Origin of the sequence: Subdoligranulum sp. APC924/74, from assembly GCF_003324125.1 — a bacterium.
Lineage (GTDB): Bacteria > Bacillota > Clostridia > Oscillospirales > Ruminococcaceae > Gemmiger > Gemmiger qucibialis.
Genome location: NZ_PSQF01000013.1, coordinates 31,386 through 49,205, shown reverse-complemented (window position 1 = coordinate 49,205; position 17,820 = coordinate 31,386). Strand labels below are relative to the sequence as shown.

The following is a 17,820-nucleotide window of genomic DNA, read 5'->3' as shown; positions in this document are numbered from 1 at the left end:
CCGGCGGCTGCGGCACGGCATCTGCGTTGCCAAAATGCTCGATAATGTCGGGTTGCGGTACCCGCATCGTGCTTCGGGAGCAAAAGCCCCTCGCACTCTGCGACCGCTGCCACTGCTTCGGTTCGCTGTTTCCGCCACTGGCGGCGCTCACCTTTGCAGCATCCAGTATTATCTGCGCTTTTGGCTTAGCATCTGCCGCGCCTCGCTCGCCGTATCGGCACTTAGAATTATGCGGTATTGCCTAAATAGAATTGTGCCCTGCATAGGGCAGAACAGAGAGGTGAGGAACGATGGAGCGTGCGGATATTGCAATTATCGGCACCGGCCCGGCGGGCGTTTCGGCGGCCATTACGGCAAAGGTACGTGGCAAAACAGTGCTGCTGTTTGGCAGCCGGGAGCTGAGCAGCAAGCTGACCAAGGCCCATAAAATCCAGAACTACCCCGGTTTGCCGGATATTGATGGTGCCCAGCTGGCCCAGGCGTTCAAAAAGCACCTGGATGTGCTGGATATCCCAATCACAGAGAAGCAGGTCACGGCGGTGTATGCCATGGGCGGCTATTTTGGCATCCAGACGCCGGATGCCATGTTGGAAGCATCCAGCGTGATCCTGGCGGGCGGTGTGGTGATGGGCAAACCGTTCCCGAAAGAGGATGAGCTGCTAGGCCGCGGTGTGAGCTACTGTGCAACCTGCGATGCGCATTTTTACCCCGGAAAAACCGTTGCAGTCCTGGGATGCAACGCAGAATCCTGCCGGGAAGCGAACTTTTTGGCAGAAACTGCGGGCAGGCTGCTGTATTTCCCTGTTGTGTCCCACGAGGTTGCTGTGAACGACCATGTGCAGGTCATTAATGAGCGTCCCATTGCCATTTTGGGCCAGACCCATGCCGAAGGCGTGCAGACGGAGCAGAATACCTATGCGGTGGATGGTGTGTTTGTATTGCGGGATGCTGTTGCACCGGACAAGTTGGTGCCGGGGCTTGCCGTGGAGGGGGCACATGTAAGGGTGGATGCCAACATGGCAACCAACCTGTCGGGCTGCTTTGCCTGCGGCGATCTGGCGGGGAAGCCGTACCAGTACATCAAGGCGGCGGGGCAGGGCAATGTTGCAGCCCTGTCGGCTGTGGAATGGCTGGCAAAACAAAAGAAGTAAGCGTGTGTTGTGCGGCACATGATTGCGGATTCGGTGGTCCGACAGCAGGCTTAAGGCGTTAAAAACGGCACTTTATCCTGTAGAGAATATAGGGGAAAAGTGGTACAATAATTTTTAGCGCTTCGAAGCTACTGACAGGGGCACCATATAAGGGGAGGAAAGCGATGAAGAAGAAAAAAAGAATCGCCCTTGCGCTTGCGGCGGCACTGATGATGGTGCTGCTGTTGGCTGCGTGCGGCGACAAAACCATCCGTTTGGGTGTGGCCGGCATCGGCGGCGTGTACCAGGTATTTGGTGAGGATTACGCCGCCCTGCAGGCCCAGAACGGCGGTCGGAAGTTGGAAGTGCGTGAAACCGCCGGTTCGGCGGCAAGCCTGCGGCTGTTGTCCAGCGGGTACCTGCAGATGGCGGTGGTACAGGCGGATATGGCCCAGGATGCTTACAACCAAACCGGCGCTTTTGCGGAATCTGAGGTAGAAAATAACTTCAGCACCATGGCGGTACTGTATCAGGAAGAATGCCATATTGTTGTGCGGGCAGATTCCGGCATCAACACCGTGGAGGAGCTGCAAGGCAAGACCGTCAGCATTGGCGAGGAAGAATCCGGCACGGAGCAGAACGCCAAACAGATTCTGGCGGCTTATGGCCTGGACGAAAAGCTGGTCAAGGAGGTCAACCTGAACTACACCGATGCGGCCAAGCAGCTGCAAAGCGGTGAGATCGACGCGCTGTTCTGTACGTCCGGCGTAAAGACCGAGATGATTGAAGAACTGGCAAACAGCTGCGGCATTGCCTTGCTGCCGGTGGATGGCAGCGCAGCGGCCCGTCTGCTGGCCGCTTATCCGGCGTACAGCCAGGGCGTGATCCCGGCGGGCAGCTACAATGGCCAGGACCAGGATGTGCCGACCATTGGGGTCAAGGCCGTGCTGCTGGCAAGTGATGAACTTTCGGAAAACACCGTAAAAGCATTGACCAAGACGCTGTATGACGGGGTGGATACCCTGCAGACAGAGCTTGGCCTCCCCTTGGAGCTGGGCCCCGCGGATAAAATTGGGGTACCGGTCCACGCCGGTGCGGCGGCGTATTATCAGGAGAACGGCATGGCAGCAGGGGAGGACGCAGCATGATCATAGAGCTGGATATGTACCAGACCCTTGCCATTGCGGTCGTGGTACTGATGTTGGGAAAGTTTTTGCGTAAAAAATGCAGCCTGCTGGAAAAGTTCTGCATCCCTGCGCCCGTTGTGGGCGGCGTGCTGTTTGCCGTGTTCACCTGCGTGTGCTATGTGACCGGCATTGTGGAGTTTACATTTGATGATATCCTGAAAGAAGTCTGCATGGTATTCTTCTTTACCTCGGTCGGCTTCCAGGCAAACCTGAAGGTGCTCAAAAGCGGCGGCAAATCCATGCTGGTGTTTCTGAGCCTGGTTATTGCGCTGATTCTGGCCCAGAACTTTTTGGCGGTGGGGCTGTCCAACGTGATGCGGATCAGCCCGCTGGTGGGCCTTTGCACCGGTTCCATTTCGATGGTTGGCGGCCACGGCACAGCGGGCGCTTTTGGCCCTGTGCTGGAGGACTTTGGCATTTCCGGTGCAACCACGCTGTGCACCGCTGCGGCAACCTATGGCCTGATTGCAGGCAGCATGATCGGCGGACCCATTGGCCGCCGCCTGATTGAAAAGCACAAGCTGCTGGATACCGTGGTGCAGGAGGACGACAGCCTGCTGGTGGAAGAAGAAATCAAGCACGAACGCCACGCCAGCATGTATCCTTCCGCGGTGTTCCAGCTGATCATCGCCATCGGCATTGGAACCGTTGTTTCCAAGCTGCTCTCGCTGACCGGCATGACCTTCCCAATTTATATCGGTGCCATGATTGCGGCCGCCTGTATGCGCAATATCGGCGAGTATACCGGAAAAATCACCATCTATATGGGCGAGATCAACGATATCGGCGGTATCAGCCTTTCGCTGTTTCTGGGTATCGCCATGATTACCCTGAAATTGTGGCAGCTGGCCGAACTGGCCCTGCCGCTGCTGATCCTGCTGGCTGGCCAGACGCTGCTGATGTTTGTGTTTACCAACTTTATTGTGTTCCGCGTGATGGGCCGTGATTATGACGCTGCGGTGATATCTTCCGGCGTGTGCGGCTTTGGCATGGGCGCAACCCCCAACGCCATGGCCAATATGCAGGCCCTGTGCGAAAAATATGCACCCTCAGTTAAGGCATACCTGCTGATCCCCCTGGTCGGCAGTTTGTTTGCGGATTTTATCAACAGCCTTGTTACCACATTTTTTATCAACTTTATTTGAACCACGCTGTGCAAAGCAGTGCACGGCATGAAAAAGCATCAAGAGATGACTTGGAGGAAACATCTGTATGTTTTGGAAATGGAGTAAGAAAAAGGAACAGGTTTATCATGTTGGCAATGAAGATGTTGCCGTACCGGAAGTACATACCGGCAAGGTAGCACATGAGCAGGCCGCTCAACAGGATACCGGGGAGAAAGAAAACATCCACTACGAAAACGTGGCCATCCCAGAGGTGCATATCCCCCACAAAAAGAAAAAGTAATACGCCAAAACAAAACCGCCGCCGGGCCGCAAGAACTGCTTTCATGCCCGCCCGGCGGCGTTTTTTTGTGTATGAATAACCCTGATATTTTGAGCGGCACCCCGCGCCGCGATTCACCAAAATATTTAAGGGTTCAGGTGTTCTCTGCCAGCCATTGGTGCATGTGTTCCCGCATCAGGGCAAAGGCAGTGGCGGTTTCGGGATTGTGTGTCTTAAAGTCCATCAGCTTCCACAGCCAGCCCTGGTCTGCCACGATGCAGCGGCTTTCGGGGTAAACCAGTTCATAAACCAGAGAGGAATGCCCCACCGCGTGGTCCGCTGGGTGCTGCTTTATGCTGCGCAGTACGGCGTGGTGCTCATAAAAAGCCTGCTGCACGGCAGGGGTAACAGGGGAGGCCAGCAGTTCTGCGGTGGTTACATTATAAATATCCTCCAGCGGGGTTTCCACATTGACCCGCAGGATGTCAATTTTATCGGCATCGCGCAGGATGTTGCAGTACATTACGGTGCGCTCGTCCAGGCCGTCCGGCAGACGGTAGGCGCTGTGCCATTCCACGGCGGTACGCAGCATGGCATCCTCGGAATCATCGTCCAGGTAATCCCGGATATGCCCCTGCTCGAACAATACCTGCACCCCGGCGCGGGCGTGGTCAATGCTCTTGCTGTCATCAAAGGTGCCAAAACGGCGCAGCTGTTCAAAGCGGCCGACATCGTGCAGCATGCCGCATAGCCAGGCCAGATCCAGCGCAGTGCCCTCCAGCGCAATGCTGCGGCCAATCTGCTCACACAGGGCGGCCACACGGTAAGTGTGGTGGATTTTCAGGCTTACTTTGGGGTCCTGCGCATCATAGGGTCTGATATAGGCGGCAAAAGCATCCAGAACCTTTTGGCGGTCAACAGTCACGATATCCATCTCCTGATTGGTTTTGATTCTGCAGTGATTATAGCACAAATCCGTGGGCACAGCGCCGCAAACCGCAAAAAGCAGCAAAATCGTATACTGCGCACAAAAACATAATCCTATTTGGGTGCAAATCTATACAAAAGTGCAGTTTTTCCTTGACAAAAAGGCCGTGCGGCTTTACTATTAAGATATTAACCAAACAGTTGCCCGGCCAGCGCAGGAATGCACGGTGCGGGTGCCTGACGGAAAGGGAACATACGCTTATGAACAGCAAGGGTGAGGAGAACCGCAGCGTGCGGCTGACCCGCAAGCGCTTGTCCGATGCATTGATCACGCTGCTGATGCAAAAACCGGTGCGGGAAATCACCGTGCGGGAGCTGACCGAACTGGCTAACGTCAGCCGGGGAACTTTCTATTTCCATTATACCGATATTTATGACCTGATGGACCATGTGGAGCGGGAACAAATCCACACGCTGGAGCTTTTGATGGATGATATCCTGCCGCGGCTGGAAGAAGATTCCACCCCGGAAGCTTTGAGGGCGCTGTTCAGTTATCTGGACGAAAACGATGGTATTTGCAGTGTATTGCTGGGCACAAATGGAGATACTGCATTTGTGCACCGGCTGAAAGGCGTGATTGAAGAAAGTTGTCTTGGCTACCTGCGCCCGCGGGAGAAAGAAACCCAGCTGCAGCGCTATATGGTGGCATTTGCCGTTCAGGGGTGCTTTGGCAATATTGACCTGTGGCTGCAAAACGGTAAGCCTGAAACGGTAGATGAAATGGCAGATATCACATGGCAGGCTGTGCGCGCTGTGCGTGCGGCGGCTGCGCCGTGATAAATTAAGGCATAAATCCGGCTTTGCTGCGCCCTGCGTAGCGGGCCATGAGCAGAAGGAGATTTTCATATGGGACTGTTTGATATGTTCAAAAAGAAGGATGCCGCACCGTCCTTCCCGGTTGTGCTGGCAGCGGATGCAGCTGGTGCTTTTGTCAAGATGGAAGATATCCCGGACGAGGTGTTTGCACAGGGCATTCTGGGCCAGGGCTGCGGTATTGACCCTTCGGAGGGCAAGGTGTACGCCCCCTGTGACGGCGAGATCACCCAGGCACCGGATACCCTGCATGCCTTTGGCATTACCACCCCCGGCGGCGTGGAAGTGCTGATCCATGTGGGCGTGGATACCGTGGAAATGAAAGGCGACGGCTTTGAATCCAAGGTCAAGCTGGGCAGCAAGGTCACCAAGGGCCAGCTGCTGCTGACGATGGACCTGGATAAGATCAAGGCAGCGGGCCACCCGGCGGTGGTTATCACCGTTGTTACCAACACCGATGATTTTGCCAGCGTGGATGTGGTTGCTTCCGGCAATGTCAACCCCGGCGATGACATGATCAAGGTGAACAAGTAATCCAGCAGATTTGAGAAATACAGGCGGCACAGGCTTTGGGCTTGTGCCGCTTTTGGGCTTTTGGGCTTTTTGATGCGCGGCTCTTCCCATTGGGGCAAAACTATGGTAAGATACAGATAGATACACCGCCGACAACCCGGCGGAACAGGAAGGAACGATAACATGAGCGCAATTCTTGCAGTATGTGGTACGGCGTTCTGTGCCATGGTCAGCGATGGTCGCATGGTGGAAGAACCGATCACAGACGGCAAAATCAAGGTGCTGACGGATGCACTGCCCAAAGTGCGCAAGCTGAACCGCAACGTGCTGGTCGGCTTTGCAGGGGATGCTGTGGCAGCAGCCCAGATCATCAATAAATTGGATGAATACGATGTGCAGTATATGACGCTGGAAAAGGCAGTCAAGGTATTGCAGCAGGCAGCCCAGCAAACGCCCTGTGCCCCAGTTGGGGTGCGGCTGCTGGTGGGCGGCCGCGGCCGCAAGGGGGATTTCCAACTGGTGATGCTGGCCAGCGCGGAGGATTATGCCCCGCAGACCCAGCCAGCCAGGGACGGTGCCTATCTGATCGAAGGCGCTTGTTCCCATACCGAGGTCGCCCCATATCTGGAGCAGTACGTCAAGCCCGAAGCCGCCAGATGGCATACGCTGGATGATATTGCCAAAACACTGGATGGCTGCATTGCCAAATTGGCCGAAGCGGATCAGACAGTGAATACCAAATATTTTCGCGAACTTGTAATGTGATAAATGGGATTGCCACTGCAGACGACCCTGCTCCCTTCAAGGATACAATAAACAGGAGAAATCAAGCCATGAAAATTGCACTGATCAATGAAAACAGCCAGGCCGCCAAGAACGCCCTGATCGAAGCCACCCTGCGCAAGGTTGTGGAGCCGATGGGCCATGAGGTTGTCAACTATGGTATGTACGCAGCCGATGATGCCGCCCAACTGACCTATGTGCAGAACGGCATTCTGGCAGCGGTGCTGCTGAATTCCGGCGCAGCGGATTATGTTATCACCGGCTGCGGCACCGGCGAGGGTGCCATGCTGGCGCTGAACAGCTTCCCCGGCGTGATCTGCGGCCATGTGGAAGATCCCGTGGATGCCTATACCTTTGCTCATGTGAACGATGGCAATGCTGTTGCCCTGCCGTTTGCCAAAGGCTTTGGCTGGGGCGGCGAGCTGAACCTGGAATATGTGTTTGAAAAACTGTTCGGCTTTGGCCATGGTCAGGGCTACCCGAAGGAGCGCGTTGTGCCCGAACAGCGCAACAAGAAGATCCTGGACGGCGTGCGTTCCGTGGCGTTCCGTGACCTGTGCGATATCCTGAAAGATCTGGATCACGATCTGGTCAAGGGCGCTTTTGCCGGGGAGCATTTTGCCGAGCATTTCTTTGCAGACTGCAAGGATGAAAAGATCGCTGCAACCGTAAAGGAACTGATGGCATAATCAACCAAAACAGCTTTTACTGGGGCTGTCTTTGCACGGGGAACCGTGCAGGGGCAGCCCCTTTTTAATTGCTGCATTCAAAAATGATGTGCAGCGGGCGTGTGCAGCGAGGTGAAAATACACAAAAAGGCGGTGAAAACTGGGCTGTGAAACCTGTAAAACCGGAAAATGTCCCAAATTTACAGCATAATTCACAAATAGATAACAAATTATTTGTGCATAACTGATATGATAGAGCCGTCAAGAAAGAAAACTTGACGGAGCTGCAATAGAGGGCGGCACCTGCACCGCAGCCGGGAAAGCTGCCGTGCCGAGAGGAGTATATCAGTTATGAAAAAAATTCTGGAACGTATGGCTCAGATCGCTTACAGCATTAACCTGGTCAATGGCTTTGACACGGAAGTTGAAGTTTTTGCCTGCGCTGAAAATTGCTGAGCTGGCCAAAGCAAGCCCCTGCATCCGATTGGGTGCGGGGGCTTTTTTTGTGCTATGTTGCCCCCAAAATTCCTGCGGCAGAAATTACCAGCCTGCGGACATTATTTTTTTATATAGAACACACAAAAAGGGTTGACTAACCCGCGGTGGAATGGTAAAGTTTAAATGGTTTCATAGCGCTTTTGCAGCAAAACATGGAACCGTGATGATAAAAATCCAACACAAAAGGCAGGTGGTTAAGCATGGAGATTCCCGGTAGTCCTGTGAACCGATGTAAAACTGAATATAATGGCAACCGTTGTTTCGGTGCAGAGGTGCAGGCGGTGGCTCTATGCGGAGCCACTTGCTGTTTGTGTGCGCATTTTTAGCGCACGGCACGCTTGCTTCATTTTGAAAGATTTCACCCTCCTTGTGCGTCTGCGTTGAAACAACGGCTGCACAGGGAGGATTTTTTATGGCAAACAACACCATTGCTGTGCTGCGCCAGATGCTGGCCAGCCTTGACGATGCCAAAAAGTACCAGAGCCTGCGTGATGTCATGTCTACCATGAACGCGCCGGATCTTGCCGCCGTGTTTGAGGACCTGCCCGAAGAAAAAATGCCGGTGCTGTTCCGTCTGTGCCCTAAGGACCTGGCGGCCGATGTGTTTGCGGAGCTTGGCCCCGAAACGCAGGAAGCGCTGATCCGCGGCCTGACTGACCGCGAGCTGAAGAGCGTGGTGGAGGAGCTGTGCGTGGACGATGCCACCGACCTTGTGGAGGAAATGCCTGCCAGCGTGGTTAAGCGTATCCTGGCCCAGGCAGAGCCGGACACCCGCAAGATGATCAACGAACTGCTCAAATACCCGGAAGATTCCGCCGGCGGCGTTATGACGACCGAGTTCATGGAGCTTGCCCCCGATTGGACCGTGCGCAGCGCCATGGACGCCATCCGCCAGAACGGCATTGATAAGGAAACCATCAACAACTGTTACGTTACCCGCAAGGACCGTACCCTGGTTGGCGTGGTCAGCCTGCGTGCCCTGGTGCTGGAAAAGAACGAGCAGCGCCCGGTTGAAGAGCTGATGAACCCCAATGTGGTCAGCGTTGTAACCAGCACTGACCGTGAGGATGCCGCCCAGCTGATTGAAAAGTACGGCTACCTGGCTTTGCCGGTGGTGGATAAAGAGAACCGCCTGGTTGGTATCCTGACGGTTGATGACGCTATCAGTATTTTGCAGGATGAGGCCAGCGAAGACATCGCGAAGATGAACGCTATGACCCCCAGCGATAAGCCATATTTCAAGCAGTCCATGCTGGATGTTTACAAAAGCCGTATCCCCTGGCTGCTGTTCCTGATGCTCAGCGCAACCTTCTCCAGCCTGGTGATCCGCGGGTATGAAAGCGCGCTGGCCGCCGTTACTGTGCTGACCGCCTATATCCCTATGTTGACCGATGCGGGCGGCAACGCGGGCAGCCAGAGTACCTCCACCATCATCCGCAGCATGGCGGTGGGCGATATTGCCCCCCACGATCTGCCGCGTATTATCTGGCGTGAATGCCGCGTGGCCCTGATGTGCGGCGTGACGCTGGCCGTATGCAACTTTTTCAAAATGCTGCTGCTGGACCGCATCGCGGCTCCGGTGGCGCTGGCCGTCTGCGTCACCCTGATCTTTACCGTGTTGCTTTCCCAGTTGATCGGCGTATTGCTGCCGGTGATTGCGGAAAAGTTCAAGATCGACCCGGCGGTCATGGCTTCGCCCCTGATCACTACCATCGTGGATACCACCACGCTGTTGATCTACTTCAACGTGGCCAAGATGGTGCTGCATATCTGATGCAGAGTTTTTGAACACAAAGTCGAACAACTGTTAATTGTACCATGCCGCAAGGCATGGTATAATTTTTTGTAGAAGATAATTTGGAAAGAAACAATAGATGCCCACTGCACGGCCCGGCGGCTGCCGGTGCTGCATTATTATGCTACTATATAAAAGGAAGGAATATGCTTTATGAATATTCAGGGGTTTTATACCGGCAGGGAGTTTGACGCGGATACCTTTTTTGGTGCGCACCCCTATGAGGGCGGGACCCACTTTGCTGTGTGGGCACCATCTGCACGGGATGTAAAGGTTATCACCAGCGGCCTGAGCGATGGCAGCTGGGCAGAATGGCAGATGCACCGCAGCTATTCCGGCTGCTGGGAGGCAGACGCTGCCGGGGTAACGCGCGGCACCTGCTACCAATACCGTGTGTGTGGCGCAGACGGCAGTGTGGTGGACCACTGCGACCCTTACGGTACGGCCATGACACTGCGCCCCGATGGCCGCAGCATTGTGTGGGGCGCACCCACCTGTCAGTGGACGGATTCCGCCTGGATGACAAAGCGCAGCAAGAACTTTGATGCTCCGCTGAACATTTACGAAGCACAGGCAGGCAGCTGGCGCTGCAAGGAGGATGGCACCCCCTATACTTATTCTGAACTGGCCAAACAGTTGCCCGCCTACCTGAAAGAAAACGGCTACACCCACCTGGAGCTGATGCCGCTGAGCGAATACCCCTTTGACGGCAGCTGGGGCTACCAGACCACCGGCTTTTTTGCCCCCACCAGCCGTTACGGCACGCCGGACGAGCTGTGTACCCTGATCGATGCCTGCCACGCGGCGGACATTGGCGTGATCTTTGACTTTGTGCCGGTCCACTTCGCTGTGGATGAATACGGCCTGAAACACTTTGACGGCACCGCTTTGTACGAATACCCCGCCGCAGCGGTGGGGGAGAGCGAATGGGGCAGCTGCAATTTCATGCACTCCCGCGGCGAAATCCGCTGCTTTTTGCAGTCGGCCGCTGATTACTGGCTGCGCACCTTCCACGCAGACGGCCTGCGCATGGATGCCGTCAGCCGCCTGATCTACTGGCAGGGCGACCCCGCCCGCGGTGTGAACGGCTCTACCCTGGAATTCTTGAAGAATATGAACCAGGGGTTGCAGCAGCGCTACCCCACCGCCATGCTGATTGCCGAGGATTCCACCAACTTTGAAAAAGTGACCGCCCCCGTGGAACACGGCGGTCTGGGCTTTGACTACAAGTGGGACCTTGGCTGGATGAACGATACGCTGGACTACTTCAAAAAAACACCGGAAGAACGCAAATCCAACCTGGGCAAGCTGACTTTCTCGATGATGTATTTCTGGCGGGAGCATTACATCCTGCCGTTCAGCCATGATGAAAATGTTCATGGCAAGGCGACTATCCTGCAAAAGATGTACGGCGAGTATGAGGATAAGTTCCCCCAGGGGCGTGCGCTCTATCTGTATATGGCAATTCACCCTGGCAAGATGCTGGACTTTATGGGCAACGAGTTTGGCCAGCTGCGGGAATACGATGAAAGCCGCGAGCAGGACTGGCTGCTGCTGGATTACCCCATCCACGAGGCCTTCGCCAACTACCGCCGCACCCTGAACGAACTGTACCGGAAATATGATGCGTTCTGGAGCGGAGAATACAACCCGGACCATTTCCTGTGGCTGGACTGCGACCACCCGGAACTGGATGCCTGCGCCATCCTGCGCAAAGGGCAGGAAGCCACCGTGTTTGCGGCGTTCAACTTTGGTGATACCGAGCTGAAAGACTATGAGCTGACCCTGCCCGGCAAGGGCAAGATCACCCCGCTGCTGAACAGCGATTGGAACTGCTTTGGCGGCAGGACCGCCCGCCCCAAAGCCCTGCGCAGCAAAACAACCACCGGCAGCGTAAAGCTGACACTTGCCCCCTACAGCGCCCAGCTGTACCGCTTTGAACCGGCAGTGGAAAAAGAAACAAAGGCAACACCGCACAATTCCCGCCTAACGGCTTAAGCACCGCTCCGGCGGCTGCGGCACGGCATCTGCGTTGCCAAAATGCTCGATAATGTCGGGTTGCGGTACCCGCATCGTGCTTCGGGGGCAAAAGCCCCTCGCACTCTGCGACCGCTGCCCCTGCTTCGGTTCGCTGTTTCCGCCACTGGCGGCGCTCACCTTTGCAGCATCCAGTATTATCTGTGCTTTTGGCTTGGCATCTGCCGCACCTCGCTCGCCGTATCGGCACTTAGAATTATGCGGTATTGCCCAAAGTAAAACTGGGGTGTATCAGAAAAGTCGAAAATATCGTCTGTTTCTACAAACGCAGCCGGATTTTGCGTTAAAAAGCCTTGGAAGCCACAAAGGATTCCTGCGGCTCTATGCCTTACATCCTGCTTGTGTTTGCGAAATACCCGTTATTTCCTTTGTTTTCAGATATATCTTAATAAAATCCAAAATGGCACCCGGCACAAATTTTTAAGTTTGTGCCGGGTTTATTTTGCCAGAACGTTATTTTTGCCTGCGATTACTTGCCTGTTTGGGATGGATGTGGTAAACTGATACGGTTAATGCAAGAAAAAAACACTTGGATGCGGAAAGTGGAAAGGGGTAAAACGGATTGTTGAAACAAATGACAGCGCTGCTGCTGGCAGCGGCTTTTGCCTGCGGGGCGGCACTCCCGGCAATGGCGGAACAGGCCACGCCGGAAACCGCAGCCCAGCCCGACCCCACAGAATGGGCAGACGAAGCACAGGATGTGACCGAAGCAGAAGAAGCACCGGTGTATCAGCAGACTGATGCGCAGGAAGTGGCAACGGGGGAAACCGCAGCATCACTGACCGTTACGGCAGCAGACTGCACGGCACAGTTTATTGATGAAGCGTACCGCCTCTTCTTGCCCGTCAATACGGACATGGCAGCTCTTACGATTGAAACTGGTGCCGAGCTGGCCGCCGCGGATGCAGAGGGACTGACTGTGGACGGAACCACTGTCAGCGGCGATTTTACCAACATCGAAACCCTGAACCTGACCTTTACGGATGGCAAAGCGGCGCGGGTGGAACTGTACAAATCCCAGCTGCCCAGCGTATCCTTTACCCTGAACGATGTGACCCTGGATGAAATCCAGGCTGGCTCCAAGGATGTCAAATACAAGGGCAACAGCGTGACGATCAGCCAGGCAGGCGGGAGCGACCTGACCGATACCGATGTTGAGTTCAAGGGCCGCGGCAACACCACCTGGACGCTGGACAAGCGTCCCTACCAGTTCAAGCTCAGCAGCAAAGCCAAGGTATTGGGCATGGATAAAGCCAAAACCTGGCTGCTGATCGCCAACCGGCAGGATACTTCCATGATGCGCAACAAGGCAGTGTATGACCTTGCCAACGCCATGGGCGAATGGGCTCCGGATGGCCGCTGGGTGGATGTGTGGATCGATGGCAGCTATCAGGGCTGCTACCTGCTGTGCGAAAAAGTGCAGGTGGGCACTAACCGCGTGGAACTGGAGCAGGCGGATGGCATCCTGGCTGAAGCGGACAACATTTATTATAATGGTGAAGAGTACTGGTTTACCGGCAACCAGAGCGGCACCCACTTTACTTTAAAGGATTCCGCCGCCGATGACTTGGACGAGCAGGACTCTGCCACCCTGAAAGCCTGGTCCGGCTTTGAAACGGCGCTGGATGAATTTGAAGATGTACTGTACGCATCTGATAAAGATTGGAACATCATCAGCTCCAAAATTGATGTGCAGAGCTTTGCGGATTATTACCTCATTTCGGAATGGGTCGAAAACTGGGATACCTTCAAAAGCAGTACCTTCTGCTACCGGGACGGTGCCGACGATGTGCTGCATATGGGCCCCGTGTGGGACTATGACTCCGCCCTGAACAATGAAGATGAAAGCTATGGCGTCAGCGATCCACATGCCGACTATGCCATGAACATTCAGGACCAGCAGCGCGGGGAAATCTCGCTGACCTGGTTCACTGAGCTGATGAAATGCCAGCAGTTCCGTGAAGTAGTGCAGGAGCGCTACCAGCACACCATGCGCCCTCTGCTGGAAAATTGGAGCGAAACCTGCAACGATTACCGCAGCACGCTGGAAAACTCCGCCAGGATGGAATTTGTCCGCTGGGATCTGAAAGATCAGCCCGGCACCGCGCGTGCGGATGAGAGCGGCACCTGGCAGCAGGATGTTGACAAACTGCAGGATTGGATCGCCCAGCGCACGGCGTATATGACAAAGCGGTTTGACGATGAATTTGTCCGCCGAGGCAACCAGGCTGACAGTATGACCCTTGGCGGCTTGAACGATAACGCCGTTAAACTGGGGGCAGGGCAGAACAAAAAGTATACCTTCCGCCTGACCCCTGCCAGTGCCTGCGATACCGTGCGGGTGACGGTGGATGACCCTACAGTTGCGAAAGCTGAAATTGGTACTTACGCAGGGACTTTTGTGGTGACTGGCGTGCAGAACGGGAAAACGACCTTGACGGTTCGGGCGGGCGCTGCTTCCGCTACCGTGAATGTCATAATCGACGATAAGGCACGCAACGGCTGGTATGAAGAAAACGGCAAACACTACTGGTATGTGGATGGCGAACGCCAGGGCTTGCAGAAAGGCGGCCTGGAGTTCACCGACCCCAATACAGGCTGCCGCTACTGGCTGGACCCGGACGATAGCGGAGCCCGCGCGGAAAACCGCAAGGTGCAGCTGGATGAAGACCGGCTCTGCTACTTTGATGAAAATGGCTGCATGGCATTTGGCGAATGTCTGGAGCACGGCGGCTGGTACTATTACGATGAAAAGACCGGTGCCCAGTGCCGCGGGCCTGTGGTGCTGCCGGATGGCCGCCAGGTGTTTTACAGCCTGACCAACGGCAAAATGCTGTATGGTAAGCAGACGATCTGCGGAACATCCTTTACCTTTAATACGGTGAATGGCAGCCGCAGCAGCGGCCCGGATGGCCTGTTCTGGCTGGAATGGGGCGGCAAGCGCTACTGGTTTGAAAGCTGGAAGCGCCAGGGTTACAATCCATACGATTCCAGCTACCGCGGTAAAGAGATTTATGACCCCGCCAGCGATGCCTGGTATTGGCTGGATAATATCCAGAACGGCGCAATGGCAGCCAGTAAGGACGTTTATCAGGAATCCAACGGCGGCAAGTGGGTGCGTTACGATGAAAACGGCCACATGGTAAAAGGCTGGGATGTGAACGAAAACGGCACCTACTATTTTGACCAGATCACCGGCGCTATGGCCAAGGGTGCCTTGCTGCTGGATGATGTGCAGTACGGCTTTGACCCCATCATGGGAACCATGCTGGACTGCCAGTGGCTGCATACCGAAGTGGGCGACTACTGGTACGAGGGCGGTATTCGCCAGGGGACCGAGGGCCGCGGCAAGGAAATTTATGATCTTGCCAGCGACGCCTGGTATTGGCTGGATGCGGTGGACAACGGCAAAAAAGCCGTGAGCAAAGATGTTTACCAGGAATCCAATGGTGGCAAGTGGGTGCGCTATGATGCAGACGGCCACATGATCAAAGGCTGGGATACCCAGGGCGTGGACCGCTTCTACTTTGACCCCATCACCGGCGCAATGGCGAAAGGTGTTGTGATGATTGATGGCATCCGGTATTGGTTCGACAGCCGCACCGGCGCATTGATTGCACCGAAGTAAAGCGTATATAATATTATAAGGGCAATACCGCATAATTCTAAGTGCCGATACGGCGAGCGAGGTGCGGCAGCTGCTAGGCCAAAAGCGCAGATAATACTGGATGTCTTATCGAGCATTTTGGCAACGCAGATGCCGTTCCGCAGCCGTCGGAGCGGTGCTTAAGCCGTAAGGCGGGAATTGTGCGGTGTTGCCATAAGGAAGATAAGTTAAAGTCAGGGCTGTGCAGAAAAGCACGGCCCTGACTTTTTAGATGGTGGCTTGACTGAGGTGGGATATTTGGCGGCAAGTGAGTTCCCGCGGGCCGATGCGAGCAACGGCCCCTACAAATGTTCTTTAGGTTGGCTGCTGGGAACCACAGCTTAAAGGAAAGTGGAGTTTTGCAACGAGATTTTATGCGAAATGTATTATAAAACGCTGGAACGGTCAAGACCGTTCTCTACAGAATATTTGGCTATAAGCAATAGACAATAAAATGTCCTGTAGGGCGGGATGCCCTCATCCCGCCGCGGAGAAACCTTGCTGCATGTTGCGAACGCTGCAAATAATTTGTAGGGGACGATGTTTGCATTGTCCCGAGGCGTTGTTCCTTATATAGGAAAAAAATATAAACATGCCCTGATACAGGCTGTTTCTCTCCTGGGAAACTCTAACCGCTCCAAAAGATAACATTTCTTCGCCAAAAATCCCAACAACTCCAAGACAACAGAAAATGCACCATGCCAGGCAAAATATGCGTGAAACGACCCTTGCTTTTTGCGCAGGAACGTGTATAATATACCACGGTAGAAGATGATACCCCCAAAGAGGAAAATGCCGGAAAGGGCCGGGATAATGAATTTCGGCAAAATGCAGAATTTTTCAAAAAATATTTTACGATTTGCTGAAAAAACACTTGCAATTTACGGTATATTGTGGTATCATACTTCTTGGCTGCGAACGGCTGGTGTAGAACGGGCGTTCGGCACCAGCCACGATATGCGTTGATGCGGGAGGTTGCCGCTGCTCCCATAGGGGCGGACGGGTTTTTCCGCGGAGTATGTCCGATCTTAGAACCGGGCGAAAGAATTACGAATGCGAAGGGATATGTACGGCGCTGCATTCTGCGGCACGGACCAATTTCCATAGTTTTTGCGATGTATTTCTCCGGGGGAACTGCGGTGCGCGGTTCACCGGATTTTCTGATGCGAAACTATTGAACACCCGGAAGCGTGTGTAATTTATCGGCCGCCTAAGGCAACACAAATTTTTAGGAGGCGAATCTAATGGCAGTCAAAGAAAAAATCAGAATCCGTTTGAAGAGCTATGATGCATCCCTGATCGATGCCGCTGCAGCAAAGATCGTGGAGACCGCAAAGCGCACTGGCGCTCGCGTGTCCGGCCCGATCCCCCTGCCGACCGACAAGGAAATCGTCACCATCCTGCGCGCTGTTCATAAGTACAAGGACAGCCGTGAGCAGTTTGAGACCCGCACCCATAAGCGTCTGATCGACATTCTGAAGCCGTCCAACAAGACGGTCGAGGCTCTGATGAGCCTGCAGCTCCCCGCTGGCGTTGACATCGAGATCAAGCTCTGATGCAATCAGGCGGGAACCGGAACCCCGGCCCGAATGGCCGTGATCCATTAACCGCCGGACCCGCGTTCCCATGCTGAATGAATTCAGACACGATCCGCATAAAACGTTCATTAAGCGGAGAGGTCATGTTGGCGGACAACCCGCCGCCAACCAATAACCTTTACAGGAGGATTTACACAAATGCAAAAAGGTATCATTGGCAAGAAACTGGGCATGACCCAGCTGTTTGATGAAAACGGCAAGGTCGTTCCCGTAACCGTCATCGAAGCCGGCCCCTGCACCGTCGTGCAGAAGAAAACCGTCGAGTCCGACGGCTATGAGGCAGTCCAGCTTGGCTTTGGCGAAGTGAGCGCCAAGAAGGTCAACAAGGCAGCCAAAGGCCACTTCGACAAAGCAGACGTCGCTCCGAAGCGCACCCTTCGTGAGTTCCGTCTGGACGATATTTCCGGCATGAACGTCGGCGATATCCTCAAGGCTGACGTTTTCACTGCTGGCGATAAGGTCGACGTCATCGGCACCAGCAAAGGTAAGGGCTATCAGGGCGTTATCAAGCGCTTTGGCCAGCACCGCCTGCGCGAGAGCCACGGCACCGGCCCCGTTGCCCGCCATGCCGGCTCTAACGGCTCCACCTCCACCCCGTCCCGCGTGTTCAAGGGCAAGCGTCTGCCCGGCCACATGGGCGCTGTGCGCGTGACCGTTCAGAACCTGAGCATCGTTAAAGTCGATGCCGAAAACAACCTGATCGCCATCAAGGGCGCCATCCCCGGCCCGAAGGGTTCTGTGGTTTGCGTCAGTGACAGCGTCAAAGCGTAAAGGAGGAA

The 17,820-nt window shown here is 54.8% G+C and carries 15 protein-coding genes; 14 read left to right on the top strand and 1 reads right to left on the bottom strand.

What is annotated here, in order from left to right; genetic code table 11:
- The 5 genes from C4885_RS16715 to C4885_RS05770 all read left to right on the top strand — a co-directional run.
- Positions 1-245, top strand: a 245-nt coding sequence (locus tag C4885_RS16715; protein ID WP_207657581.1) for a hypothetical protein, incomplete at its 5' end; no start/stop codon positions are given.
- Between the two features lie 45 nt (positions 246-290).
- Positions 291-1,151 carry an NAD(P)/FAD-dependent oxidoreductase gene (locus C4885_RS05785; RefSeq protein WP_113999422.1) on the top strand — a complete coding sequence of 287 codons (861 nt, stop codon included), beginning with the start codon at positions 291-293 and terminating at the stop codon, positions 1,149-1,151.
- A gap of 164 nt (positions 1,152-1,315) precedes the next feature.
- Positions 1,316-2,278: a TAXI family TRAP transporter solute-binding subunit gene (locus C4885_RS05780; protein ID WP_113999421.1), complete on the top strand. Its 963-nt coding sequence runs from the start codon at positions 1,316-1,318 to the stop codon at positions 2,276-2,278.
- Positions 2,275-3,462 (top strand): sodium/glutamate symporter, encoded by a 1,188-nt coding sequence (gene gltS / locus C4885_RS05775; protein ID WP_113999420.1) that lies wholly within the window; start codon positions 2,275-2,277, stop codon positions 3,460-3,462. The genes C4885_RS05780 and gltS overlap by 4 nt, the downstream gene beginning before the upstream one ends.
- Positions 3,463-3,529: 67 nt before the next feature.
- Entirely contained in the window at positions 3,530-3,724 is a 195-nt protein-coding gene (locus tag C4885_RS05770) for a hypothetical protein (protein ID WP_113999419.1), read from the top strand.
- Positions 3,725-3,857: 133 nt separating this feature from the next.
- On the opposite strand, the gene C4885_RS05765 is transcribed toward C4885_RS05770, so the two are convergent.
- Complete coding sequence (locus C4885_RS05765) at positions 3,858-4,628, bottom strand: HD domain-containing protein (RefSeq protein WP_113999424.1); 771 nt, start codon at positions 4,626-4,628, stop codon at positions 3,858-3,860.
- Positions 4,629-4,891: 263 nt separating this feature from the next.
- Between C4885_RS05765 and C4885_RS05760 the strand changes: the two genes are divergently transcribed.
- From C4885_RS05760 to rplC, 9 genes are all read left to right on the top strand, one after another.
- Entirely contained in the window at positions 4,892-5,467 is a 576-nt protein-coding gene (locus C4885_RS05760; RefSeq protein ID WP_113999418.1) for a TetR/AcrR family transcriptional regulator, read from the top strand.
- Positions 5,468-5,536: 69 nt separating this feature from the next.
- On the top strand, positions 5,537-6,037 hold the full coding sequence (locus C4885_RS05755; RefSeq protein WP_199488083.1) for a PTS glucose transporter subunit IIA: 501 nt from the start codon (positions 5,537-5,539) through the stop codon (positions 6,035-6,037).
- 162 nt (positions 6,038-6,199) lie between these two features.
- The gene (locus C4885_RS05750; RefSeq protein ID WP_113999417.1) at positions 6,200-6,781 is read left to right on the top strand and encodes a hypothetical protein; all 582 of its coding nucleotides are present in this window, start codon (positions 6,200-6,202) and stop codon (positions 6,779-6,781) included.
- 68 nt (positions 6,782-6,849) lie between these two features.
- A complete protein-coding gene (locus C4885_RS05745; protein WP_113999416.1) occupies positions 6,850-7,488 on the top strand; it encodes an RpiB/LacA/LacB family sugar-phosphate isomerase in 639 nt (212 codons plus the stop codon).
- A gap of 889 nt (positions 7,489-8,377) precedes the next feature.
- Positions 8,378-9,739, top strand: a complete 1,362-nt coding sequence (gene mgtE / locus C4885_RS05740; protein WP_113999415.1) for a magnesium transporter — start codon at positions 8,378-8,380, stop codon at positions 9,737-9,739.
- 174 nt (positions 9,740-9,913) lie between these two features.
- Positions 9,914-11,758 carry a 1,4-alpha-glucan branching protein GlgB gene (glgB, locus tag C4885_RS05735; protein ID WP_113999414.1) on the top strand — a complete coding sequence of 615 codons (1,845 nt, stop codon included), beginning with the start codon at positions 9,914-9,916 and terminating at the stop codon, positions 11,756-11,758.
- 601 nt (positions 11,759-12,359) lie between these two features.
- Positions 12,360-15,425: a CotH kinase family protein gene (locus tag C4885_RS05730; protein WP_147237767.1), complete on the top strand. Its 3,066-nt coding sequence runs from the start codon at positions 12,360-12,362 to the stop codon at positions 15,423-15,425.
- 1,262 nt (positions 15,426-16,687) lie between these two features.
- On the top strand, positions 16,688-16,999 hold the full coding sequence (gene rpsJ / locus C4885_RS05725; RefSeq protein WP_113999412.1) for a 30S ribosomal protein S10: 312 nt from the start codon (positions 16,688-16,690) through the stop codon (positions 16,997-16,999).
- Between the two features lie 180 nt (positions 17,000-17,179).
- The gene (rplC, locus tag C4885_RS05720; RefSeq protein WP_113999411.1) at positions 17,180-17,812 is read left to right on the top strand and encodes a 50S ribosomal protein L3; all 633 of its coding nucleotides are present in this window, start codon (positions 17,180-17,182) and stop codon (positions 17,810-17,812) included.
- Positions 17,813-17,820: the final 8 nt, after the last annotated feature.

Excerpts from the sequence above, each read along its gene's own strand:
- C4885_RS05750 (WP_113999417.1), top strand. The coding sequence starts at position 6,200 with ATGAGCGCAATTCTTGCAGTATGTGGTACGGCGTTCTGTGCCATGGTC.
- C4885_RS05755 (WP_199488083.1), top strand. The coding sequence starts at position 5,537 with ATGGGACTGTTTGATATGTTCAAAAAGAAGGATGCCGCACCGTCCTTC.
- rplC (WP_113999411.1), top strand. The coding sequence starts at position 17,180 with ATGCAAAAAGGTATCATTGGCAAGAAACTGGGCATGACCCAGCTGTTT.
- C4885_RS05760 (WP_113999418.1), top strand. The coding sequence starts at position 4,892 with ATGAACAGCAAGGGTGAGGAGAACCGCAGCGTGCGGCTGACCCGCAAG.
- gltS (WP_113999420.1), top strand. The coding sequence starts at position 2,275 with ATGATCATAGAGCTGGATATGTACCAGACCCTTGCCATTGCGGTCGTG.
- C4885_RS05770 (WP_113999419.1), top strand. The coding sequence starts at position 3,530 with ATGTTTTGGAAATGGAGTAAGAAAAAGGAACAGGTTTATCATGTTGGC.
- rpsJ (WP_113999412.1), top strand. The coding sequence starts at position 16,688 with ATGGCAGTCAAAGAAAAAATCAGAATCCGTTTGAAGAGCTATGATGCA.
- C4885_RS05745 (WP_113999416.1), top strand. The coding sequence starts at position 6,850 with ATGAAAATTGCACTGATCAATGAAAACAGCCAGGCCGCCAAGAACGCC.
- mgtE (WP_113999415.1), top strand. The coding sequence starts at position 8,378 with ATGGCAAACAACACCATTGCTGTGCTGCGCCAGATGCTGGCCAGCCTT.
- C4885_RS05785 (WP_113999422.1), top strand. The coding sequence starts at position 291 with ATGGAGCGTGCGGATATTGCAATTATCGGCACCGGCCCGGCGGGCGTT.
- glgB (WP_113999414.1), top strand. The coding sequence starts at position 9,914 with ATGAATATTCAGGGGTTTTATACCGGCAGGGAGTTTGACGCGGATACC.
- C4885_RS05780 (WP_113999421.1), top strand. The coding sequence starts at position 1,316 with ATGAAGAAGAAAAAAAGAATCGCCCTTGCGCTTGCGGCGGCACTGATG.